Origin of the sequence: Saccharothrix longispora, assembly GCF_031455225.1 — a bacterium.
Lineage (GTDB): Bacteria > Actinomycetota > Actinomycetes > Mycobacteriales > Pseudonocardiaceae > Actinosynnema > Actinosynnema longispora.
Genome location: NZ_JAVDSG010000001.1, coordinates 7,399,101 through 7,422,182 on the forward strand (window position 1 = coordinate 7,399,101; position 23,082 = coordinate 7,422,182).

21 protein-coding genes are annotated in these 23,082 nt (G+C 73.6%); 14 read left to right on the forward strand and 7 right to left on the reverse strand.

Annotated elements, in window-relative coordinates:
• Window positions 1–12: 12 nt before the first annotated feature.
• Both J2S66_RS32240 and J2S66_RS32245 read right to left on the reverse strand, forming a co-directional pair.
• Window positions 13–1,146 carry a PQQ-dependent sugar dehydrogenase gene (locus J2S66_RS32240; RefSeq protein ID WP_310312061.1) on the reverse strand — a complete coding sequence of 378 codons (1,134 nt, stop codon included), beginning with the start codon at window positions 1,144–1,146 and terminating at the stop codon, window positions 13–15.
• Between the two features lie 78 nt (window positions 1,147–1,224).
• Window positions 1,225–1,749, reverse strand: coding sequence for a DUF4291 domain-containing protein (locus tag J2S66_RS32245; protein ID WP_310312063.1), 525 nt, complete (start codon window positions 1,747–1,749; stop codon window positions 1,225–1,227).
• A 145-nt stretch (window positions 1,750–1,894) separates the two neighbouring features.
• Between J2S66_RS32245 and mfd the strand changes: the two genes are divergently transcribed.
• Genes mfd through J2S66_RS32265 form a run of 4 tightly spaced genes read left to right on the forward strand, consistent with a single transcriptional unit; the run spans window position 1,895 to window position 7,656 of the window.
• Window positions 1,895–5,449, forward strand: a complete 3,555-nt coding sequence (gene mfd / locus J2S66_RS32250; protein WP_310312066.1) for a transcription-repair coupling factor — start codon at window positions 1,895–1,897, stop codon at window positions 5,447–5,449.
• 25 nt (window positions 5,450–5,474) lie between these two features.
• On the forward strand, window positions 5,475–6,413 hold the full coding sequence (locus J2S66_RS32255) for a SurA N-terminal domain-containing protein (RefSeq protein ID WP_310312069.1): 939 nt from the start codon (window positions 5,475–5,477) through the stop codon (window positions 6,411–6,413).
• Window positions 6,410–7,321 (forward strand): nucleoside triphosphate pyrophosphohydrolase, encoded by a 912-nt coding sequence (locus tag J2S66_RS32260; protein WP_310312072.1) that lies wholly within the window; start codon window positions 6,410–6,412, stop codon window positions 7,319–7,321. Before J2S66_RS32255 ends, J2S66_RS32260 begins: the two co-directional genes overlap by 4 nt.
• A complete protein-coding gene (locus J2S66_RS32265) occupies window positions 7,318–7,656 on the forward strand; it encodes a DUF6247 family protein (protein WP_310312076.1) in 339 nt (112 codons plus the stop codon). The genes J2S66_RS32260 and J2S66_RS32265 overlap by 4 nt, the downstream gene beginning before the upstream one ends.
• A gap of 29 nt (window positions 7,657–7,685) precedes the next feature.
• On the opposite strand, the gene J2S66_RS32270 is transcribed toward J2S66_RS32265, so the two are convergent.
• The gene (locus tag J2S66_RS32270) at window positions 7,686–8,252 is read right to left on the reverse strand and encodes a hypothetical protein (protein WP_310312078.1); all 567 of its coding nucleotides are present in this window, start codon (window positions 8,250–8,252) and stop codon (window positions 7,686–7,688) included.
• Between the two features lie 12 nt (window positions 8,253–8,264).
• Window positions 8,265–8,504 (reverse strand): hypothetical protein, encoded by a 240-nt coding sequence (locus J2S66_RS32275; RefSeq protein WP_310312081.1) that lies wholly within the window; start codon window positions 8,502–8,504, stop codon window positions 8,265–8,267.
• A 68-nt stretch (window positions 8,505–8,572) separates the two neighbouring features.
• Here J2S66_RS32275 and J2S66_RS32280 point away from each other — a divergent pair, with 68 nt between their 5' ends.
• Genes J2S66_RS32280 through J2S66_RS32290 form a run of 3 tightly spaced genes read left to right on the forward strand, consistent with a single transcriptional unit; the run spans window position 8,573 to window position 12,757 of the window.
• Window positions 8,573–9,397 carry a helix-turn-helix domain-containing protein gene (locus J2S66_RS32280; protein WP_310312084.1) on the forward strand — a complete coding sequence of 275 codons (825 nt, stop codon included), beginning with the start codon at window positions 8,573–8,575 and terminating at the stop codon, window positions 9,395–9,397.
• A complete protein-coding gene (locus tag J2S66_RS32285) occupies window positions 9,394–9,564 on the forward strand; it encodes a DUF397 domain-containing protein (protein ID WP_310312087.1) in 171 nt (56 codons plus the stop codon). The genes J2S66_RS32280 and J2S66_RS32285 overlap by 4 nt, the downstream gene beginning before the upstream one ends.
• A 22-nt stretch (window positions 9,565–9,586) precedes the next feature.
• Window positions 9,587–12,757: a S41 family peptidase gene (locus tag J2S66_RS32290; protein ID WP_310312089.1), complete on the forward strand. Its 3,171-nt coding sequence runs from the start codon at window positions 9,587–9,589 to the stop codon at window positions 12,755–12,757.
• Between the two features lie 101 nt (window positions 12,758–12,858).
• Here J2S66_RS32290 and J2S66_RS32295 read toward each other — a convergent pair whose 3' ends face one another.
• Window positions 12,859–13,848: a hypothetical protein gene (locus J2S66_RS32295; RefSeq protein ID WP_310312094.1), complete on the reverse strand. Its 990-nt coding sequence runs from the start codon at window positions 13,846–13,848 to the stop codon at window positions 12,859–12,861.
• A 165-nt stretch (window positions 13,849–14,013) separates the two neighbouring features.
• On the opposite strand from J2S66_RS32295, the gene J2S66_RS32300 reads away from it, so the two are divergent.
• Window positions 14,014–14,862 carry a lytic transglycosylase domain-containing protein gene (locus tag J2S66_RS32300; protein WP_310312097.1) on the forward strand — a complete coding sequence of 283 codons (849 nt, stop codon included), beginning with the start codon at window positions 14,014–14,016 and terminating at the stop codon, window positions 14,860–14,862.
• 28 nt (window positions 14,863–14,890) lie between these two features.
• On the opposite strand, the gene J2S66_RS32305 is transcribed toward J2S66_RS32300, so the two are convergent.
• Entirely contained in the window at window positions 14,891–15,268 is a 378-nt protein-coding gene (locus J2S66_RS32305) for a tetratricopeptide repeat protein (protein WP_310312100.1), read from the reverse strand.
• A gap of 81 nt (window positions 15,269–15,349) precedes the next feature.
• The gene (locus J2S66_RS32310; RefSeq protein WP_310312103.1) at window positions 15,350–16,063 is read right to left on the reverse strand and encodes an alpha/beta fold hydrolase; all 714 of its coding nucleotides are present in this window, start codon (window positions 16,061–16,063) and stop codon (window positions 15,350–15,352) included.
• A gap of 109 nt (window positions 16,064–16,172) precedes the next feature.
• On the opposite strand from J2S66_RS32310, the gene eno reads away from it, so the two are divergent.
• The 6 genes from eno (at window position 16,173) to J2S66_RS32340 (ending at window position 23,064) form a co-directional block, all read left to right on the forward strand.
• Complete coding sequence (gene eno / locus J2S66_RS32315) at window positions 16,173–17,459, forward strand: phosphopyruvate hydratase (RefSeq protein WP_310312107.1); 1,287 nt, start codon at window positions 16,173–16,175, stop codon at window positions 17,457–17,459.
• Window positions 17,459–18,124 (forward strand): FtsB family cell division protein, encoded by a 666-nt coding sequence (locus J2S66_RS32320; RefSeq protein WP_310312109.1) that lies wholly within the window; start codon window positions 17,459–17,461, stop codon window positions 18,122–18,124. Before eno ends, J2S66_RS32320 begins: the two co-directional genes overlap by 1 nt.
• Entirely contained in the window at window positions 18,121–18,618 is a 498-nt protein-coding gene (locus tag J2S66_RS32325) for a DUF501 domain-containing protein (RefSeq protein WP_310315260.1), read from the forward strand. Before J2S66_RS32320 ends, J2S66_RS32325 begins: the two co-directional genes overlap by 4 nt.
• Before the next feature lie 203 nt (window positions 18,619–18,821).
• Window positions 18,822–20,099 (forward strand): lytic transglycosylase domain-containing protein, encoded by a 1,278-nt coding sequence (locus J2S66_RS32330; protein WP_310312112.1) that lies wholly within the window; start codon window positions 18,822–18,824, stop codon window positions 20,097–20,099.
• A 65-nt stretch (window positions 20,100–20,164) separates the two neighbouring features.
• Window positions 20,165–21,115 carry a Ppx/GppA phosphatase family protein gene (locus tag J2S66_RS32335; RefSeq protein ID WP_310312115.1) on the forward strand — a complete coding sequence of 317 codons (951 nt, stop codon included), beginning with the start codon at window positions 20,165–20,167 and terminating at the stop codon, window positions 21,113–21,115.
• A gap of 323 nt (window positions 21,116–21,438) precedes the next feature.
• Complete coding sequence (locus tag J2S66_RS32340; RefSeq protein ID WP_310312118.1) at window positions 21,439–23,064, forward strand: peptide ABC transporter substrate-binding protein; 1,626 nt, start codon at window positions 21,439–21,441, stop codon at window positions 23,062–23,064.
• The last annotated feature ends 18 nt before the right edge of the window (window positions 23,065–23,082 follow it).

Consider the following 23,082-nt stretch of genomic DNA (forward strand, 5'->3'; position numbering starts at 1 on the left):
CTCGCGGGTGGGTCAGGGGGTTCGGGTGATTCGCAGGATCTTGTCGTCCTCGCCGTTCGACGTGGTCACGTAGAGGGCGTTGTCGGGGCCCAGTTCGGCGCCGCGCAGGCGGCCGTGCGTGTCGTCCAGTTCGACCGGGATGGACACCGAGTGGACGCCGCCCTCGGGGGTGACGGTGAACAGCAGCACCTTCGAGCCCTTCAGGGCGGTGACGGCCAGCACGCCCTCCATGCCGCCCCACTGCTCGCCGGTCAGGAACGCGGCGTCGCAGATCGCCTCGGTCGGGTCGCCGGACGACCACACGGCCTCGACGGCGTCGGGGAACCGCTCCAGGTCGGTCATCGGCACGCTCTCGTCGTAACCGCCGGCCGTGCCGCCCTGCGACGGGTCCCACCCGTAGTTCGCGCCGGGGCGCAGCAGGTTGACCTCGTCGTCCACGCCCGGGCCGTGCTCGGCGGTGAACACCAGGCCGTCCCGCCGCACGGCGACGCCCTGCACGTTGCGGTGCCCGTAGGTGTAGATCCGGTCCCCGAACGGGTTGCCCTCGACGCCCTCACCGGTCGCCAGGTCGACGCGCAGCACCTTCCCGCCGAGGCTCGACCTGTCCTGCGGCACGGTGCCGACCGCCGTGTCACCGGTGCCGACGAGCAGTCGGCCGTCGCCGTCCAGCGCCATCCGGCAGCCCGAGTGCCGCCCGCTCGGGTTGTTCGGCAGGCCCGCGAGCAGCGGGTCCTTCACCCGGGTGGCCTTGGCGCCGTCGAGCCGCCACGTCACCAGCCGCACGTCCTCGGCCGTGTTGAAGCAGGTGGTGAACTGTTTCGAGGTCTCGAAGTCGGGGTGCACGACGAGGCTCATCAAGCCGCCCTCGCCGCGGACCGCCACGTCACCGAGGTCGGCCTCCACGTCGGTGGCCTTCCCGTTCTCGACCAGCGCGATCCTCGCCGGGCGCTGCGGCACGAGCATCCGCCCGTCGGGGAGGAACCCCACGTCCCACGGGTGGCTCAACCCGCCGACGACGACCTCGACCCGCAGCGCGGCCGGGTCCGTGGTGGCGGGCGCGTTGCCGCCCGGCTCGGCGGACGAACACCCGGCCGCCGTGCTCGCGGCCAGCAGGGCAACGGCGGCAAAACCGGCGGTCCGACGCATACCGCCCAGCATCCCAAGCCGGGTGTGTGGTCGCGATCAGGCGCAGGGGATCAGGCGCAGGGGATCAGGCGCGGGGGATCAGGCGCGGGGGTAGGGGCGTTCCGCCGGCAGCAGGGCGCGGGCCGCGTCCAGGTCGCCCGCGCGCACCAGGGCGCGCACCTCGTGCGCGAGCGGCGTGACGTCGGTGATCGACCCGGTCCACTCCTCGACGTAGCGGCGCGACGCCTCGCCCGCCAGCCCCAGCTGGAGCGAGCGGTGGGGGAGGGGGTTCAGGTGGAGGTCGCGCTCCGGGTCCCACTGGACGCGCACGTCCGGTCGCGAACCGACGCCCGCGTCGCTCGGCACGGCCCGGTCCAACGCCCAGTCGAACCCCGATCGGGTGATCCTGACGGCCAGCACGCACTCCTGGTCCGGCTTCGCGCCCCACCCGGAGCGGTACATCATCCACAGGAACGAGGGCTTGACCCAGGTCATCCGGCCGGGCTTGAACGGCGGCACGAACCGGCCCGCGGCCAGCGCCGGACGGGCGATCGCGGCCGGGTATGCCTGGTAGACGGTGACGTGCCGATCGTCGTAGTCGGCCCTGATCTGCCTGTGCTCCACGCCTCCAGGGTGATCACCCCGTCAAGCGGTAATCCGCGCGCAGCCCGCGTCGGCGGCACGTAGGCTTGGTGGCGAGAACCCCTCCCGAGGCCGTTCCGAGGTCCCGGGCAGGGGTCTGTCCGCGTCTTCCCCGGGAGCCATCGCAATGCCCCAGTCCGGCCCGCTCTCCGGCCTGCTCACCGCAGTCCTGCCCGACAAGGCGCTGCGCGCCCTCGTGGACTCCGTCGGCGTCCCCGACCTGGAGCTGGAGGGACCGCCCGCCGCCCGGCCGCTGGTCGCCGCGGCCCTGGCGGGCAGCGCGCCCGTGCTGGCGGTGACGGCCACCGGGCGCGAGGCCGACGACCTCAAGAACGTCCTGTGCGACCTCATCGGGCACGGCTCCGTGGCGATCTTCCCGTCCTGGGAGACGCTGCCGCACGAGCGCCTGTCGCCGCGCGCGGACACCGTCGGCGCCCGCCTCCAGGTGCTGCGCCGCCTCGCCCACCCCGGTGACGACCCGCTCAAGGTGGTCGTCACCACGGTCCGCAGCCTGATCCAGCCGATGGCCCCCGGCCTCGGCGACCTGAAGCCGGTCGACCTGGCGGTCGGCTCCGAGCACGACTTCGAGCAGCTGCTCACCGACCTCACCGGCCTGGCGTACGCGCGCGTCGACATGGTGGAGAAGCGCGGCGAGTTCGCCGTGCGCGGCGGCATCCTGGACGTGTTCCCGCCGACCGCCGAGCACCCGCTGCGCGTCGAGTTCTGGGGCGACGAGGTCACCGAGATCCGGCCGTTCTCGGTCGCCGACCAGCGGTCGCTGCCCGACCAGGTGACCGGGTTCACGGCGACGCCGTGCCGGGAGCTGCTGCTCACCGACGACGTGCGGCGGCGGGCGGAGGCGCTGGCCGCCGAGCACGAGGCCGACGCGCAGTTGCACGAGATGCTGGAGAAGATCGCCAACGGCATCCCGTCGGAGGGCATGGAGGCGCTGATCCCGGCGCTGTGCGAGGGGCGGCTCCAGCTGCTCACCGACGTCGTCCCGGCGGGCACGCACGTCGTGCTCAACGACCCGGAGAAGATCCGCGCCCGCGCCCACGACCTGGTGCGCACCGGCCAGGAGTTCCTGGAGGCGTCCTGGATGGCCGCCGCCGGCGGCGGGAAGGCCCCGATCGACCTGGGCGCGAGCGCCTACCGGAACCTCGGCGACGTGGCCGGGGCCGCGCGCGCCGCGGGCCGGCCGTGGTGGACGCTCAGCCAGCTGACCACGGAGGGCGCCGACGTCCTGCGCCTGGAGCTCAAGCACGTCGAGGCGTACGGCGGCGACGTCGAGCGCGCCTTCACCGACCTGCGCGCGCACACGGCGTCCGGCGGCACGGCCGTGCTCGTCGTGCCCGGCGCGGGCACGGCGCAGCGCGCCACCGAGCAGCTGCGCGACGCCGGCGTGAGCGCGACCTGCGCGGACGCCCTCACCGACAAGCCCGCAGCGGGCGTCGTCACGGTGGTGCGCGGTGCGCTGGAGGACGGGTTCGCGCTGCCCGGGCTGGCGCTGGTCGTGCTCACCGAGACCGACCTGACCGGCGGCAGGCACGGCACGTCCACCAAGGACATGCGCCGGATGCCGAGCAAGCGCCGCAACGCGGTGGACCCGCTCGCGCTCAGGCCGGGCGACTTCGTCGTGCACGAGCAGCACGGCATCGGCAAGTACGTGGAGATGGTGCAGCGCACGGTGGCGGGCGCGACCCGCGAGTACCTGGTGCTGGAGTACGGCTCGTCCAAGCGCGGCCAGCCCGGCGACCGGCTGTTCGTGCCGACCGACCAGCTCGACGAGGTGTCCCGCTACGTCGGCGGCGAGATGCCCACGCTCAACAAGCTCGGCGGCAGCGACTGGAAGAACACCAAGGCGAAGGCGAAGAAGGCGGTCAAGCAGATCGCCGCCGAGCTGGTGCAGCTCTACGCCGCCCGCCAGTCCGCGCCCGGTCACGCGTTCGGGCCCGACACCCCGTGGCAGCGGGAGCTGGAGGACGCGTTCCCGTTCACCGAGACCGTCGACCAGATGGCGGCGATCGACGAGGTCAAGTCCGACATGGAGCGGACCGTCCCGATGGACCGCGTGGTCTGCGGCGACGTCGGCTACGGCAAGACCGAGATCGCGGTGCGCGCGGCGTTCAAGGCGGTGCAGGACGGCAAGCAGGTCGTGGTGCTGGTGCCGACGACGCTGCTCGCCCAGCAGCACCTGAACACGTTCGCCGGGCGGATGCACGCGTTCCCGGTGAACATCAAGGGCCTGTCGCGGTTCACCGACCCGCTGGAGGCGGAGCAGACGATCGCGGGCCTGGCGGACGGCGAGGTGGACATCGTCATCGGCACGCACCGCCTGCTCCAGAAGGGGCTGCGCTACAAGGACCTCGGCCTGGTCATCGTGGACGAGGAGCAGCGGTTCGGCGTCGAGCACAAGGAGCACATCAAGGCGCTGCGCACGAACGTCGACGTGCTCACGATGTCCGCGACGCCGATCCCGCGCACCCTGGAGATGTCGCTGGCGGGCATCCGCGAGATGTCCACGATCCTCACCCCGCCCGAGGAGCGGCACCCGATCCTCACCTACGTCGGCTCCTACGACGACAAGCAGGTCGCCGCCGCGATCCGCCGCGAGCTGCTGCGCGACGGCCAGGTGTTCTACGTGCACAACCGCGTCTCGACGATCGAGAAGTCGGCGCGGCGCATCCGCGAGCTGGTCCCCGAGGCCCGCGTGGTCACCGCGCACGGCCAGATGAACGAGGACAAGCTGGAGAAGATCATCCAGGGCTTCTGGGAGAACGAGTACGACGTGCTGGTGTGCACGACGATCGTCGAGACCGGCCTGGACATCTCCAACGCCAACACCCTCGTGGTGGAGCGCGGCGACCTGCTCGGGCTGTCGCAGCTGCACCAGCTGCGCGGGCGCGTCGGGCGCGGCCGGGACCGCGGCTACGCCTACTTCCTGTACCCGCCGGAGTCGCCGCTGACCGAGCTGGCGCACGACCGGCTGGCCACGATCGCGCAGAACACCGAGCTGGGCGCGGGCATGGCGGTGGCCATGAAGGACCTGGAGATCCGCGGCGCGGGCAACATCCTCGGTGCCGAGCAGTCCGGGCACATCGCGGGCGTCGGCTTCGACCTGTACCTGCGGCTGGTCGGCGAGGCCGTCGACGCGTTCCGCCGGCACGCGGGCGCGGACGGCGAGCTGGAGGAGGAGCTGGCCGAGGTCCGGGTGGACCTGCCGGTCGACGCGCACATCCCGCACGACTACGTGCCGGGCGAGCGGTTGCGGCTGGAGGCGTACCGGAAGATCGCGGCGGCCGGCGACGAGGAGGCGCTCCAGTCCGTGCGGGACGAGCTGAAGGACCGCTACGGCACGCCGCCGCTGCCCGTGGACCGGCTGCTGGCGGTGGCGCGGTTCCGCCAGACGTGCCGCGCGCACGGGGTGACCGAGGTCGTCGTGATGGGGCAGACCATCCGGTTCGCGCCCCTGGACCTGAGGGACAGCCAACTGGTGCGGTTGAAGCGGCTGTTCCCCAAGGCGGTCCACAAGCCGGCGGCCAGGACGGTGAGCGTGCCGCGCCCGACCGAGGGCGCGGCCGGCGGCCGGATGGGCGCGCCCCAGTTGCGCGACCAGGAGCTGCTCGACTGGTGCGCCCACTTCATGGAGACGCTGTCCGTGAGCCCCATCACCAGGAGCTGACGGGCGTCGTGAGAGGGTACCGGTCGTGAGGACTGCACAGAGGCGCTCCACCCTGATCGCTGCGGCCGTCGCACTGCTGGTCGCGGGCTGCGGAACCGGCCCGGCCAAGGTCGGCTCGGCCGCGATCGTCGGCGACACCGTGCTGCCGCTGGAGACGGTGCAGCAGCGGCTGGAGGTCGTGCTCGACAAGGAGCCCGAGGCCCGGAAGCTGCACGACCAGCGCAAGCTGGACCAGGTCGCCCGCCAGCTGGTCACGCTCGGCGTGCAGCACGAGCTGATCGGCCTGGCCGCCCAGCGCGAGGGCATCACCGTGTCCGAGGAGGACGTGGCCGAGTCCGTCGAGCAGGCGGGCGGCGCCGACATGGCCTCGCAGAACACCGTCTACGACGCGACGACGTTCCGGGAGCGCGCGAAGGACCAGCTGCTGCTGGTCGAGCTGGCGCGCAAGTACGTCGACCGGATGGAAGTCACGTTCGACTACTTCTTCACCAAGGACAACACCGAGGCGATCGAGAAGGCCAAGCAGGTCGCGGCCGACCCGGCGAAGATGGCCGAGTTCATCGCCGCCGCGCCGCGCAGCGAGCAGGGCCAGTCCCTCGGCCGCGAGAACCAGGTCGTGCGCTCGGCGGAGTCGCCGCAGTCGGCCCAGTCGCCGCTGTTCGGCGTCGAGCCCGGCACGGTCGTGGCGTTCCCGCCGGACCCGGGCAGCGCCCAGTGGATCGTCGCGCACGTCAAGGAGCGGCGCACCGACGTGCGGCCGTCGTCCGAGGAGTCGTCCACCGAGCAGCTCACGCCGCAGCTGCTGGAGCAGATCGGCCTGCGGCTGGTGCAGCAGCTGGCCGGCGACCCGTCGATCCGGGTGAACCCGCGCTACGGCGTGTGGGACACCACCGCGATCTCCCTGGCGCCGAGCGAGGGCGAGCTGTCCGGCTACCAGGCCACCGCCCGCCAGATCGCCCCGTGACGGTCGTCCACCTCGGTCGCGCACCGGTCCTGCCCGCCGCCGCGCTCCCCGCCGTGAGGAGCGCGGCGGTGGTGTACGCGGGGGTCGGCGTGGACGCCTCGCTGTGGGGCGCGGTGCCGGTGCCGGACGTGCTGAAGCCGGGCGCGGTGCTGCTGACGACCGACCCGTCCGAACCGGCCGCGCTGTGGATGGCCACGACGGGGTCGGAGGTGATCGGCCCCCCGTCGCCGCTGCTGGACGCGGTCGCGGTGATGGACCGGCTGCGCTCGCCCGGTGGCTGCCCGTGGGACGCCGAGCAGGACCACGAGTCGCTGCGGCAGTACCTCGTGGAGGAGACCTACGAGCTGCTGGAGGCCATCGAGGACGGTGACCGGGCCGCGTTGCGCGAGGAGCTGGGCGACGTGCTGCTCCAGGTCCTCTTCCACGCCCGGATCGCCGCCGAGGACCCGTCGGAGCCGTTCGGCGTCGACGAGGTGGCCGGCGACCTGGTGGCCAAGCTGGTCGGACGTCACCCGCACGTGTTCTCCGGTGGTGACCCGAAGGTGACCGACGCGTCCTCCCAGCAGCACCGGTGGGAGGAGCTGAAGCAGGTCGAGAAGCAGCGGACGTCCAGCCTGGACGGCGTGGCGACCGGTCAGCCCGCGGTGGCGCTGGCGGGGAAGCTCGCGCAGCGGGTGGCGCGGGCCGGGTTCCCGGTGGACCTGCTGCCCGAGGGTGACGACACGGGGACGACGCTGTTCGCGGTGGCGGCCCTGGCCAAGCTGGCCGGCGAGGACCCGGAGACGGAGCTGCGCGCGGTGGCGCGGCGGTTCGCCTCGTCGGTGCGGGCGGCCGAGGTGTCGGCGCGCGCGGCGGGTGTGACGGGTGCCCTGACGGCCGAGGACTGGCGCGCCCACTGGCCGGCGTGAGCCACCCGCCGGCGCGCGTTCCCGAGCCCGCGCCGGAGTGGGTCCGCGACGACGAGGCGGCCACGTGGTTCGGCACGCCCGAGGCGATCCGCGCGGGACTCCTGCCCGAACAGGCCGCCGCTTTCGACGCGGCGCTCACCGCCGCTCGTCGGACGCTGCGCCTGGACCGGCTGCGCGACACGCTCCGGGCGTGGCGGCGGATGGCCTTGATGACCCGGGACGATCCCGAGTCGGCCCGGCGGCTGGTCTCCGCGACCGCGGAGGTCCGGAGCAGCGGCGCGCCACGTCCCGGCAGCGTGAGCTGGGCCGACCTTCGATCCGAGCTCGGGTTCTGATCACTCCCGGCGGGACTTCCCGACCGGACTCACCTGAGGACGAGGCCGAAGCGCTCGTGCAGGGCCCGCACCTGCTCGGGCGTGGCGAGGGCGATGAGGGTCTCGTAGACGTGGCCCGGCTCGCGGTCGAAGCCGACGTCGTGGAACCTGCGCGGGTCGTCGGGGGAGAGGTGGTCCACGGCCTCGGCGGCCGCCAGGTGGTCGAGGTACTCGTCCGAGAAGTGCTCGGCCTGGACGGTCACGACCTCGCCGTTGCGCGTGAACTCCAGCACGTCGTGGCGCGGGCCCTCGGCGACGTCGCCCTCGCCCCGGTGCAGCCGGACGTCGGTGACGGTGACCGCGCCGCCGGTCAGCTCGGCCGCCCGCGCCAGCAGGTGCTCGTAGGACTCCTCCAGGAAGTCGACGTCGTCGGCGTGGACGCTGACCGCCAGGTCGAACGACTCCAGGGCCGACGCGACGCCGTACTGGTCCAGCGGGTTCCGCGCGTACTCGGCGAGGTCGTCCAGGACCGCTCGCGCCTTGTCCGCGGAGATCATGCCGATCTCCAGCAGGACGGCGGCCACGCGCTCGTAGGTCATCGGGGGATCGTTCGACACGGGGTGATCCTGTCAGGCCGGTGGGTCCGGCGTGGTCGCGTTCGGGAAGGTCTCCAGTGCGGCGAGCGCGGCCGAGCCGGTGGCGACCAGGTTGCGGAGGCCGGCGGCGGTGACCAGGAGTTCGAGGCCGTGCCGCCCGCCGATGGTGAACTCGACCTCGTCGGGGCCGGTCTCCCACTCGATCGCCGTGTCGTCGCGGATGCGCGCCCAGGCCCGTACGTCGGTGCCGCCCCTGATCATCGCGTAGCTCATGAGATGAGTGTGGTGTGTCTTGGGAATTCCCGAAACTACACGTTTGGGTGTAGCCCTAGGCTGATCTCATGGAGAGCAACGCGCGGGCGCGGACACTCGGCGCGGAACTGCGGGACCTGCGCAAGGCGCGGGGGATGAGCATCGTCCGGCTCGGCGAGCGGGTCGGGTTGAGCAAGAGCATGCTCAGCCGCATCGAGCGCGGCGAGCGGTTCCTCACGGAGACCGAGCTGGCCTCGGTGCTGGGTGCGATGGGCGTGGTCGGCGTGAAGCGCCGGGAACTGCTCGCCCTCACCCGCGACGCGTCCCGGTCCAACTGGCTCGCCACGGGCGCGGACCTGCCCCGCCAGCTCAAGGCCCTGGTCGAGTACGAGCAGGTGGCCACCGCCATCACCGACGTCACCGCCCTCCTGGTGCCGGGACTGCTCCAGGTCCCGGAGTACACCCGCGCGATCATGGTCGAGAGCGGTCTGGCCCGCGCCGACGCCGAGGCCCGGGTGAAGGTCCGCCTCGACCGCCAGCGGGTCCTGACGCGCGTGCACTACCTGGCGATCCTCGACGAATCCGTGCTGCGGAGGCCGATCGGAGGGCGGGCGGTCCTGGCGGCCCAGGCGCGGCACCTGCTGGAGGTGGCCGACCTCCCCAACGTCACCCTGCGGGTGGTCCGGGAGGAGAGGGGCTGGTACCCGGGCCTGTTCGGCTCCTTCGCCCTGCTGGAGTTCGACCGGACCGCGCCGGTGGTGCACCTGGAGCACCTGCGGCCCACCGTATTCCTGGACAAGCCCGAGGACGTTCAGGCATACATGGACATCAAGCCCACCCTGCTGGCTGCCGCCGCCAGTGCCGAGGACTCGGTGGGGGTGATCGCCGGGTACGCGAAGGAGTACGAGCAATGAGCGAGTGGCGCAAGTCCAGCCGGAGCGCGACCGAGACCAACTGCGTGGAGGTCGCGCACGTGGACCGGCGGGTGGCGGTGCGGGACTCGAAGAACCAGGCCGGGCCCGTGCTGACGTTCGATCGTGGTGCCGCAGCGAGCTTCCTGGGGTGGATCAAGGGGGCGTGACCGGGGCGCTAACGTCGGGAGGGTGACCGAACCGGCCTACCTCCGCTTCCCGCACCTGCACGGCGACCTCGTCACGTTCGTGGCCGAGGACGACGTGTGGCTGGCGCCCCTCGCCGGGGGCCGGGCCTGGCGGGTGACCGCCGACCAGGTCCCGGTGTCCCACCCGCGCTTCGACCCGACCGGAACGCACCTCGCCTGGACCAGCCGCCGGGACGGCGCGCCCGAGGTCCACCTGGCGCCGGTCGACGGCGGCCCGGCGACCCGCCTGACCCACTGGGGCGACTACTCGACCGGTGTGCGCGGCTGGACGCCGGGCGGCGAGGTCGTCGCCGTCACGGCCGCCGGGCAGGCGTCGGGCAACCGCAAGTGGGCGCACGCCGTGCCGACCGACGGCGGCCCCGCCGACCGACTGCCGTTCGGGTGGGTCGACGACGTGTCGTTCGGCCCCGCCGGCCAGGTCGTCGTGACCTCCGTCTACGGCCGCGACCCCGCGTGGTGGAAGCGGTACCGGGGCGGGGCGGCGGGCAAGCTCTGGGTGGACGCCGAGGGCGCAGGCGAGTTCGGCCGCATCCTGCCGGAGCTGACGTCGTCGCTCACCTCACCGGTGTGGGTGGGCGACCGCATCGCGTTCCTGTCCGACCACGAGGGCGTCGGCAGCCTGTACTCGGTGCTCCCGGACGGCTCCGACCTGCGCCGGCACACCGAGCAGGAGTTCTACGCGCGCGTCGCGTCCACCGACGGCACGCGGGTCGTCTGGCAGCACGCGGGCGAGCTGTGGGTCCTCGACGGGCTGGACGCCGAGCCGCGCCGGGTCGAGGTCGCCCTGGGCGGTCCCCGCACGGCGCGCCGGCCGCGACCGGTCGGCTCGCGACCCGACGACTTCCACCCGGACCGCACCGGCCGCGCGAGCGTCGTGGAGGTGCGCGGCACCGTGCACTGGGTGACGCACAGGGACGGGCCGGTGCGGGCGCTGGCCGAGCAGCCGGGCGTGCGGGCCCGCCTGCCGCGCGTGGTGGGCGACGCCGTGGTGTGGGTGACCGACGCGGACGGCGAGGAGGGCCTGGAGTTCTCGCCGGTCGGCGGGGTCGAGCCGGGCAACGAGCCGCGCCGGGTCGCGGTCGGCAGGCTGGGGCGGGTGCTGGAGCTGGTCCCCTCGCCGGACGGGCGGCGGCTCGCGGTGGCCACGCACGACGGGCGGCTGCTGCTGGTGGAGGTCGAGTCGGGCGAGGTCCGCGAGGTGCTGGCCGGGGCGAACCCCCACGTGGACGACCTGGCGTTCTCCCCGGACTCGAACTGGCTGGCCTGGGCGCACCCCGGCCCGCGCCCGCTCCAGCACATCCGGATGACGAACACGACCGACCTGTCCGTGGTGGACGTGACGCCGCTGCGGTTCTCCGACTTCTCGCCGACGTTCACCGAGGACGGCCGCCACCTGGCGTTCCTGTCGGTGCGCAGCTTCGACCCGGTGTACGACGCGCACGTGTTCGACCTGTCGTTCCCCACCGGCTGCCGCCCGTACCTGGTGCCGCTGGCGGCGACCACGCCGTCGCCGTTCGACCCGATGCGGCTGGGCCGGCCGGTCGGCGACGACCCGTCCGACAAGGACAAGGACAAGGACGACGAGAACCCGATCACCGTGGTCGACCTGGACGGCCTGGCCGACCGGGTGGTCGCGGTGCCGGTCGGCGCGGCCAGCTACGCGGGGCTGACCGCCGTCAAGGGCGGCCTGCTGTGGCTGCGCTCGCCGCTGCGCGGGGTGCTCGGCGACGACCTGCCGAGCGGCGCGCGCCCGCCGCGCGCGGTGCTGGAGCGGTTCGACCTGGCCAAGTCGCGCACCGAGGTGCTGGTGGACGGCCTGGACGCGTTCGACGTGACCGGGGACGGGCAGCGGGTCGTCGTGCGGGACGGCGGCGACCTGCGGGTCGTGCCCGCCGACCGCAAGGTCGACCCGGACGACGGCGACTCCGTCGAGGTGGACCTGTCCCGCGTGCGGGTCGTCGTGGACCGGGCCGCCGAGTGGCGGCAGGCGTACGCCGAGGCGGGCCGGCTGATGCGCGACAACTTCTGGCGCACCGACATGGGCGGCGTGGACTGGGAGGGCGTGCTGGAGCGCTACCGGCCGCTGGTGGACCGGCTGGGCAGCTACGGCGACCTGCTCGACCTGCTGTGGGAGGTGCAGGGCGAGCTGGGCACGTCGCACGCCTACGTGATCCCGGCGCACGGCACGCGCGGTCGCGCGGTGGGGCTGCTCGGCGCGGACCTGGCGCGCGACGAGTCGGGCGCGTGGCGGGTGACGAGGGTGATCCCGGGGGAGACCTCGGACCCGGCGGCCCGCTCGCCGCTGGCCGCGCCCGGTGTCGCGGTGCGCGCCGGCGATGCGATCGTCGCCGTGGACGGGCGGCAGGTGGACCCGCGCACCGGTCCCGCGCCGCTGCTCGTGGGCACGGCGGGCAAGCCGGTGGAGCTGACCGTGCGCCCCGGTGGCGGCGGCGAACCGCGCCGGGTCGTGGTGGTGCCGCTGGAGGACGAGGAGCCGCTGCGCTACCACGCGTGGGTCGCCGACCGGCGGGCGCGCGTGCGGGAGCTGTCCGACGGGCGGGTGGGCTACCTGCACGTGCCGGACATGATGGGCGCGGGCTGGGCGCAGCTGCACCGCGACCTGCGGGTCGAGCTGGCGCGCGAGGCGGTGGTGCTCGACGTGCGGGAGAACGGCGGCGGGCACACGTCCGAGCTGGTCGTGGAGAAGCTCGGGCGCAGGATCATCGGCTGGTCCGTGGCGCGCGGCTACACCACCGCGGACAGCTACCCCGGTGACGCGCCGCGCGGGCCGGTGGTGGCCATCGCGGACGAGTTCGCCGGGTCCGACGGCGACATCGTCAACGTGGCCATCAAGGAGATGGGCATCGGGCCGGTCGTCGGCACCCGCACGTGGGGCGGGGTGATCGGCATCGACATGCGGTACCACCTGGTCGACGGCACGCTGGTCACGCAACCCCGCTACGCCACCTGGTTCGCCGGTCCCGGGTGGGGCGTGGAGAACCACGGCGTGGACCCGGACGTGGAGGTCGTGATCACGCCGCAGGACCGGGTGGCCGGTCGTGACCCGCAGCTCGACACGGCCGTGCGGCTGGCGCTGGAGGCGCTGGAGACCCGACCGGCCGCCACCCCGCCGCAGCTCCCGCCGCTCGGTTGATCGAAACCACCCGGGCGCGTGACCCCGTGGTGGTTGCGGCCACCGGTCCCGGACCGACCAATGGACAGCACGCGGGTTCGTCGTCGGGGGGTCGGGTTGAGTCATCGGTCGTTGCCGCGCTCGGGGCGCGGGTGCTTCTCGGCGGTGGTGCTGCTGCCGCTGGCGGCGGCGGGCGGGTTGGCGGCGCTCCTGGCGACCGTCGACCGGCCCGCCCCGCCGGCGGGTGACGTGGTCGGCGCGGTGCCGGCGAGCGGCCGGCACGCGCCGGTGAGCACGCGGCCCGGCGTGCCGCCCGCGCCGTGGGAAGAGGTGACGGGCGCGCCCGCGGACCGGCGGGAGGTCCAGCGGGGCAGGCCCGAGCCGACCGCGTGGCCGCGACCCGACGAGCCGCGGCGCACGGACGAGCCGCGGCCGGGGCGGCCACCGGACCCGGCGGCGCCGTGGACGGTGGTGCTGCCGGTGTTCCCGTCGCCGTCGTCCCCGCCGACGGGGGCGGGACCGACGAGCACGACGTCGGTCCCGCCGAGGCCGTCGTTGCCGGACCTCTCGCCGGACCACCCGACGAGCGCGCCGGGCACGACCGAGCCGACGCACCCGGGCACGCCGACGTCGGAGCCGGGCACGCCCACGCCGGAACCCGGCACGCCGGAACCCGGCACAACCGAGCCGGGCACGACCGAGCCGGGCACGACCGAGCCGGGCACGACCGAGCCGGGGCAGACCGAACCGGGCACGGCCGAACCGGGCACGACCGAACCGGGCACGACCGAGCCCGGGCAGACCGGACCGGGGCAGATCGGGCCGGGGCAGACCGGGCCGGTCCCGCCGGGAGCGGGCCGGCGGGTCCGGTGACGCGGGGGAGCCGGCCGGCCGGGGCGGGAGGTCGCCCCGCGCACGTCCGTCGCGCCGGTGACGAAGGCCACGGCGAGCGGCGACGTGCCACCGGCGAACGCCTCCCGCCGCTCGAACGTCCTCGTTGTGGTGGTGGAGCCGACCACCGCGACGACGACCGGGAAGGCCACCAGGATGCCGACGACCAGAGCCGCCTCCGACCACTCGCGCGGTCCGACGAGCCCGTCGGCGGGGAGCACGGCGGTCCCCTCACGGAGCGTTGACGGGGGCTTACCGGATTCGGGCGGGTCCGCGCTGCCCCGTCCAGCGGGTAAAAGGGCCTTGACCAGGCATTCCGGTCATTCGACGCATACCGCCGCCTGATGTCCGCCGAAAAGGGTGAACGAGCACGTAGCCTGGGTGCCGTGGTCGTCCCGCCGCCCTCGAAGCCGAAGCCGGAACCGCGTCCGCGCGGTCACGTCGGCAACCTCGTCGGGCGCCTGTCGCTGGTGCTGCTGCTGATCGCCGTCGTGGTGGGCGGCGCGTGGGCGCTCGGCGCGCTGAACCGCTCCGCCCCGCGCCCCGGCGTCGAACCGCCGTTCCCGGTGCCGTTCCTGGAGGTCGAGCCGGGCGCGTCCGCGCCGGGCACCGGTGGTGAGGTCCCCGTCACCGGCCAGGCGTCCCCCGCGGAGACCGGCACCGTCGAGCCGCTGACCGCGTGGGCGTCGTCGCTGTCGGGGAAGATCGACGTCCCGGCCCGCGCCCTGCGCGCCTACGCCGTCGCCGACCTGGTGATGCGCGCCCAGAACCCGTCGTGCCGCATCTCGTGGGCGACCCTGGCGGGCATCGGCCGCATCGAGTCCCACCACGGCACCATCGGGGGCCTGAAGCTCGGCGAGGACGGCAGGCCGTCGCAGCCGATCATCGGCATCCCGCTCGACGGCTCGCCGGGCGTCAAGGCCATCGCCGACTCGGACGGCGGCACGCTCGACGGCGACACCACGTGGGACCGCGCGGTCGGCCCGATGCAGTTCATCCCCACGACCTGGGCCCGCTACGCGATCCGCGCCAACGGCGACGGCGCGTCGCCCGACCCGCAGAACATCGACGACGCGGCCCTCGCCGCAGCCCGCTACCTCTGCTCGGGCGGTCGCGACCTGGGCACCGGCTCGGGCTGGTGGGCGGCCGTGCTCGACTACAACAACTCGACCGAGTACGGGCGGAACGTGTTCAGCGGGGCCGAGGCGTACGCCAGGGCCAGCACCGGCGCCTGAGGCCGCCGGGCCCGCGCCCCCGGGCGGGCTAGCGGTCGCGTTCGACCGCCAGGCGGGCGCTCACCTCGCCCAGCGCCTCCTGGTACTCGGGCGTCGGGTTCATCGCCGCGGCCATCCGCAGCTGCGTCAACGCCTCCGGCAGGCGGCTCTGCCGTTGCAGGGTCCGGCCGAGGGCGAAGCGCGCGTAGTGGTCGCTGGGGTCGATCTCCAGGACCTTGCGGAACGCCTCCTCGGCGCGCGCGAACTGGGCCGACCCGAGGTAGGCCCGACCGGCGAGCAGTTGCACGCCCACTTGCTCCGGCGCCGCTTCGAGCACGATGCGGAGCTCGCGCAGCGCCTCCAGGGGTCGGCGCTCCGCGAGCAGCGCCTCGGCTCGGCGGAACGCCTCGAAGGTGCTGTCCGTCATGGTCCGATCAACGCTACCCGCGCATCCGGTCGCGGTACGACAGCCGACCGGATGACGGGACGGCGTGTCACGCGAGCCGCGTCACGCGAGCAGGGCGTCGTGCAGCCAGGACAGCACCGGGGTGATCGACGCGGGCCGCTCCACGTGGGCGTTGTGGCCCACCCCCGGCAGCACCAGCCCACCCGGCTGGGCCGCGCGCAGGTGGTCAGGCGGGCACATCGGGTCGTCCTCGCCGGCGGCCAGCAGCACCGGGCAGCGGGCCGCGCCGAGCAGGCCGTCGACGTCCGGCGCACCGACCCCGAACGCGGCCGGGTCCAGCGCCGCGCGCCACCCGCCGGCCACCTCGACCACGCCGTCGTCCAGCGGCACGCCCGCGAGCTTCGACGCCCAGTCGGCCGCCTCCTCGCGGGTCGGGAGCACGCGGGGCGGCCTCGCGGCCAGCGACGCGGCGCGCGCCAGCTCGTCGTCGGTCCACCGCAGCTTGACCCCGAGCCCGGCGGCGGCCCGCACGTCCACGCCGAACCACCCGCTCGCCAGCGCCAACGCCACCACGCCGCCCAGCGAGTGCCCCAGCACGGCGACCGGGCCCGGCGGGACCGCGGCCGCCACCGCCGCGGCGAACGACCCGAACGAGCAGCGGGCCGCCGGCGCGGAGCGACCGTGCCCCGGCAGGTCCACCGCCAGCCACGACCCGGGCCACGTTTCCGCAGCTGAGCGCCACACCGAGCCCGTCGCACCCAGCCCGTGCAGCAGTACCAGCAGCGGTCCCGAACCGCCCCGCGAGACGTGAACCAAGACGTAACCTCCCGTGAACACGGCCGCCACGGCGGAGCCGGGGTTTTCCCACACCTTGCACCAACTAGGCTCGGCACCGATACAGAGATGGTCTGACGAGGGAGCGCACGTGGCGGTCATCGAGCAGGTCGGCGCCCGCGAGATCCTGGACTCGCGAGGCAACCCGACCGTCGAGGTAGAGGTGGCGCTGGACGACGGCACGCTGGAGCGCGCCGCGGTTCCGTCCGGCGCGTCGACCGGCGAGCACGAGGCGGTCGAGCTGAGGGACGGCGACGCCAAGCGCTACCTGGGCAAGGGCGTCGAGCGCGCGGTCACGGCGGTGCTCGACGAGATCGGCCCCGAGCTGGTCGGCATCGAGGCCGTGGAGCAGCGCGTGGTGGACCAGAAGCTGGTCGACCTGGACGGCACGCCGGACAAGTCCCGCCTCGGCGCGAACGCCATCCTCGGCGTGTCGCTGGCCGTGGCGAAGGCGGCGGCGGCGTCCAGCGGCCTGGAGCTGTTCCGCTACATCGGCGGCCCGAACGCGCACATCCTGCCGGTGCCGATGCTGAACATCCTCAACGGCGGCGCGCACGCGGACACCGACGTGGACATCCAGGAGTTCATGATCGCGCCGATCGGTGCGGAGAGCTTCCGCGAGGCCCTGCGCTGGGGTGCCGAGACGTACCACGCGCTGAAGTCGGTGCTGAAGTCGAAGGGCCTGGGCACCGGCCTGGGCGATGAGGGCGGGTTCGCGCCGTCCCTGTCGAGCAACCGCGACGCGCTGGACCTGATCCTGGTCGCGATCGAGAAGGCCGGCTTCACCCCCGGCCGCGACATCGCGCTGGCCCTGGACGTGGCCGCCACGGAGTTCTACGCGGACGGCGCCTACACGTTCGAGAAGACCAAGCGCAGCGCCGAGCAGATGACCGGCTACTACACCGAGCTGGTCGACGCCTACCCGATGGTGTCGATCGAGGACCCGCTGTCCGAGGACGACTGGGACGGCTGGGTGCAGATGACCGCCGAGCTGGGCGAGCGCGTGCAGATCGTCGGCGACGACCTGTTCGTGACCAACCCGGAGCGGCTGGAGGAGGGCATCTCCCGCCGCGCGGCCAACGCGCTGCTGGTGAAGGTCAACCAGATCGGCACGCTGTCCGAGACGCTGGACGCGGTCGCGCTGGCCACGTCGTACGGCTACAAGTCGATGATGTCCCACCGGTCGGGCGAGACCGAGGACACCACGATCGCGGACCTCGCGGTCGCCGTCGGCGCGGGCCAGATCAAGACCGGCGCCCCGGCGCGCGGCGAGCGCACCGCGAAGTACAACCAGCTCCTGCGCATCGAGGAGGCCCTGGGCGACGCGGCTCGCTACGCCGGTGACCTGGCCTTCCCGCGGTACACGCCGGAGGGCTGATGTCGGCACGGGAGCGCGACCCCCGCCGCGGCCGTGACGCCGCGCGGGGGTCGCGCCCTGCCCGCGCCCGCCGCGCCGGGGACGGCACGACCGGCAAGGCGGCGTCCGGCAAGGGCACTGGCGGCGCGTCCGGCGCGTCCGCGGCGTCCGGCAAGGGCGCGGGGCGCGCGGCCACCGGTCGGGGGAAGGCCGGCGCCGCGAAGGCCGGTCCCGCGAAGGCCGGGGGCAGGCCGGCGGCCCGCAGGCCGCAGTCGAGGGCCCGCAGCCGGGCCGGCGCGGGCACGGGCGGCGCGTTCGGCATGACCGGCACCCGCCGGGCCGCCCTGCTGGCCATGGTGGTGTGCGCGCTGGCGCTGAGCATCGCCGTGCCGCTGCGCACCTACCTCGCCCAGCGCGAGGAGCTGCGGGAGGTCACCGCCTCGCAGGAAACCCTGCGCGCCGAGGTCGCCCAGCTGGAGCAGCGCAAGCAGGAACTGGCCGACCCCGCGCACGTCGAGGCCGAGGCGCGGCGCCGGCTGCACTACGTGCGGCCGGGGGAGACGCCCTACGTGGTGCAGCTCCCCGGCGACGCGGAGCGCGAACTGGAAGAACGGCGCCCGGCGACCGAGCCGGCCGAGGACAAGGCGTGGTACGAGCAGTTGTGGGATTCGGCGGCGGCACGATGACGGTGGGCGACGAGGACCGGGCGGCGGTCGCGGCCCAGCTGGGGCGCGCGCCGCGCGGCATGCGGGAGATCGCCGCGCGCTGCCCGAGCGGGCACCCGGCGGTCGTGCAGACCAGCCCCAGGCTGGAGGACGGCACCCCGTTCCCCACCCTGTACTACCTGACCTGCTCCCGGTTGAACTCCTACGTCAGCAGGCTCGAAGGGGCCGGCCTGATGAAGGAGATGACGGACCGGCTGGCGACCGACGAGGACCTGGCGCGGCGCTACCGGCGCGCGCACGAGCTGTACCTGGCCGAACGGGACGCGATCGAGCCGCTCGGCACCACCGTCACGGCCGGTGGGATGCCGGACCGGGTCAAGTGCCTGCACGTGCACGTCGCGCACGCCCTGGCCGCCGGGCCGGGGGTCAACCCGTTCGGCGACGAGGCCCTGGAGCGGCTGGCCGAGTGGTGGCCGAGCGGGGATTGCTCGTCAACGGTGAAAAACCGCCCCTAAGGGCAGCTGCCGGGCACAAAGCCGGTGCTCACCCGTGACACCGCCGTTCGGATCAGGCAGGCTGGGTCGTGGCCGGGTGACGAGGCGATGGGGAGTTCGTGGCTGTGCCGAAATCGAGGCGACGCGCGCGCAAGCGGACGGGGGTCCGGCGGGGCACGCTGACACCACGTCAGTGGGGCTTCGCGTCGGCGGCGGTCGGGGCGATGCTCGTGCCCACGCTCCTGCACGGGATGAACCCCGTGGACTGGGTGGCACTGTCCGGCAGGTCCGACATCGAGGCCATCCCGCCCGGCCCCGGTGACGTCCTGGGCACCCTCGCCCTGGACCGCGGCTCGCTGGGCGCCGGCGGTCGCCTCCCCGAGGCCGACGAGCTGTCCGCGTCGCTGCTCGCGGACGCCGACGACCCGTCCGAGTTCGAGGACGACCTGCCCCCGCTGGAGGGCGGCTTCCTCCGCGAGGGCCAGCACGGCATCCCCGGCGTCATGCTCGACGCGTACATGCGCGCCGCCGACCGCCTCGCCGAGACCACGCCGGGCTGCAACCTCGACTGGTCGCTGCTGGCGAGCATCGGCCGCATCGAGTCGGGCCACGCCCGCGGCGGTCGGGTGAACGAGAACGGCGACACGGTCAACCCGATCCTCGGCCCCGTCCTCGACGGCGGCCCCGGCATCGCCGCGATCCGGGACACCGACGGCGGCCGGTACGACGGCGACCGCACGTGGGACCGGGCCGTCGGCCCGATGCAGTTCATCCCGTCGACGTGGGCCGGGTACGCCGCCGACGGCAACGAGGACGGCAAGAGCGACCCGAACAACATCTACGACGCCACCATCGGCGCCGGCAACTACCTGTGCGCGGACGGCGCGGACGTGGGCGACCCGGAGCAGCGGGCCCGGTCCGTGTTCCGCTACAACCACTCCAACGAGTACGTCGCCACCGTCCTGTACTGGGCGGACCTGTACGCCAACGGCGTCACGCCGCTGCCCGACCTGGTCGGTTCGGACGAGGACTACCTCCCGGACGACGACGAGGGCTCCACCACCAGCCCCGGCGGCGGCTCCACGACCCGGCCGGGCACGTCGAACCCGCCGGCCACGTCGAACCCGCCGGCCTCGTCCACCACCACGGCGCCCGGCACGACCACGAACCCGGGCACCACGATCACGATCACGCCGACGTCGCCGACGGGCACGACCACGACGACCTCGCCGACCTGCCCGACCTCGCCGACCAGCACGACGACCACCACGAGCACGACGACGACCGCCCCGACGACGACCACCGCGGTCCCGCCGGACTGCCCGACCCCCACGACCACCACGACGACCACCGCCGAGAGCACGCCGGGCACCACGACCGGTCCGGCCAGTTCGTCGGACGCGGCGCCGGGGTCCTCGTCGGTCGGGTCGTCCCCGGTCGGCTCCTCGTCGGCGGGGTCGAACTCCGCGCCGTCGGTCACGTCCTCGATGAAGCCCGCCTGACGACCGTCCCCGCGCCCGCGCACTAGGCTTGCCGGTCGAGCACCGAGTGCGTGGAGGTAACCGGCATGGCGCGTGTGGCCGCGATCGACTGCGGGACGAACTCGATCCGCCTGCTGGTGGCCGATGTGACCACTTCGGACGGTGGCGGGCGGTGGCTGCGGGACGTGCACCGGGAGATGCGCGTGGTGCGGCTGGGCCAGGGCGTCGACGCCACCGGTGAGCTGCACCCGGACGCGATCGCCCGCACCCGGGCCGCGCTGGTCGACTACACGGCCGTGCTGCGGCGCAAGGGGACCGAGCGGGTGCGGATGGTGGCGACCTCCGCGACCCGGGACGCGCGCAACCGCGACGCCTTCTTCGACATGGTGCGCGAGGTGCTGGGCGCCGAGGCCGAGGTGATCACCGGTGACGAGGAGGCGCGGCTCTCGTTCACCGGCGCGGTGTCGGACCTGGACCCCGACGAGGGGCCGTTCCTGGTCTCCGACGTCGGCGGCGGCTCGACGGAACTGGTGCTCGGCACGTGGGACGGGGTGACGGGGTCGGTCACCGCGGCGCGGTCGGTGGACATCGGGTGCGTCCGGCTCACCGAGCGGTGCCTGCGCGACGACCCGCCCACCGAGCGGCAGGTCGAGGACGCCGTACGGGTGGTGGGGGACGTGCTGGGCGAGGCGTTCGACGCCGTGCCGACCGGTGCCGCCCGCACGTGGATCGGCGTCGCGGGCACCGTCACCACGCTCGTCGCGCTGGCGAAGGAGCTGCCGGAGTACGACCCGGAGGCGATCCACCTGGCCCGGCTCACCGTCGACCAGATCCGGGAGACGACGGCGCGGCTGCTCGCGATGGACCACGACCGGCGCGCCGCGCTCGGGCCGATGCACCCCGGCCGGGTGGACGTCGTCAACGGCGGCGCGCTGATCGTGCGGGCCCTCGCCGACCACCTCGCCGGGCACGGCGTGACCGAACTGGTGGCGAGCGAGCACGACATCCTCGACGGGATCGCGTTCTCGGTGTCCTGAGCGACCCCCGGCGCGCACCGTCCGCGCACCGGTCGTCCGGGCGCCGGCGGCCGGTGCCGGACGTTGTCCGGTGTCGACGGACCGGCCTGACAGTGGTCACGTCCCCGCTGGTCAAGGCCGTGATCATCGATCAAGGCCGGTGCCTTCGGGTTGTCCGCTGATCGACTTCGGTGCCCGCCGGGGCAACTGTCAACTGGGATCAGTCGTGATCAGGTCGTGACCCCGCCACCCATGTGACCCCGACCACGGCGCGAATACCGTCCCTCCCACGCTGTGGAAGCGGTCGACTCTGCTCGGTCACACCCGAACAGGTGGGAGGACCCATGTCACGTGCACGCTTAGTCCCCGCAGCACTCGCGGTCGCCGTCGTGGCGGCCGGCTGCGGCGCCGCCGAGGAGGGCCCGACGGGCTCGAACACCGAGGCCGGCATCACGATCTTCAACACCGAGCCGGAGAACCCGCTCGTGCCCGGCAACACCACCGAGGTGGGCGGCAGCCGGGTGCTCGACCCGATGTTCACCGGCCTGGTCGAGTACCGGTCCGAGGACGCGCAGCCCGCGAACGCGATGGCCGAGTCCATCGAGACGACGGACTCCAAGGTCTTCACCGTGAAGATCAAGCAGGGCTGGACGTTCCACGACGGCACGCCGGTCACCGCGAAGAGCTTCGTGGACGCCTGGAACTGGACCGCCTACGGCCCCAACGCCACCCAGGGCGCCAGCTTCTTCTCCCAGATCGAGGGCTACGACGAGGTCCACCCGAAGGACCCGGACGGCGCGGACGGGCCGCAGGAGGCGCCCACGCCGGCCGTCAAGGAGATGTCCGGGCTCACGGTGGACGGCGACCACCAGTTCACCATCACCCTGTCCGAGCCGTTCTCCGTCTTCCCGGTGACCGTCGGCTACGAGGTGTTCGCGCCGCTGCCCGAGGCGTTCTTCGAGGACCGGGAGGCGTTCGAGGCCAACCCGATCGGCAACGGCCCGTTCAAGTTCGTCTCCCGCACGGTCGGCACCGACATCAAGCTGACCCGCTACGACGACTACAAGGGCGACGACAAGCCGAAGTTCCGGGACCTGACGCTGAAGGTCTACCAGAGCCGCGAGTCGGCCTACGCGGACCTCGTGTCGAACAACCTGGACTTCATGGAGGAACTGCCGCCGAACGCCCTGGCCGGCAAGAAGTACGAGACGGACCTGGGCGACCGGGTCGTGCAGCGCGAGACGCTGAACATGCAGACCATCGCGTTCCCGTTCTACCAGCCGCCCTACGACAACGTGGAGCTGCGGCGCGCGATCTCCATGGCCATCAACCGGGAGGAGATCACGCAGCGGATCTTCGAGGGCACCCGGAAGCCGGCCGACGGCTGGGTGCACCCGCTGATGAAGGGCTACGAGCCCGGCCAGTGCGGCGACTACTGCTCGTTCGACGAGGCGAAGGCCAAGGAGGCGTTCGCGAAGTCCGGCTACACCGGGGAGATCGTCCTGCTGTCCAACACGGACGGCGGGCACCAGGAGTGGGCCGAGGCGGTGGCGAACAGCATCAAGAACACGCTCGGCGTGGAGGCGCGGTTCGTGCCGTCGACGAGCTTCGGCGAGTTCCGGCAGAAGGTCAACGCCCACGAGATGACCGGCATGTACCGGGCGGGCTGGATCGCCGACTACCCGTCCATCGAGAACTGGCTGACGCCGCTCTACCGCACCGGCTCGTCCTCCAATGACGGGCTCTACACCAACCCGGCGTTCGACGCGAAGCTCGCCGAGGCCGACAAGGCCCCCAGCGAGGAGGAGGCCATCGGCCTCTACCTGGAGGCCGAGCGGATCATGGCGCCGGACATGCCCGTCATCCCGCTGTGGACGCAGTTCACCGTCGGCGGCAAGTCCGACCGGCTGAAGGTCGCGAACCTCGACCCGTTCCGCGCCCTCGACCTCGAATCCGTGGAAGTGGCGTAGCGCTCGGTGTGATCGGGC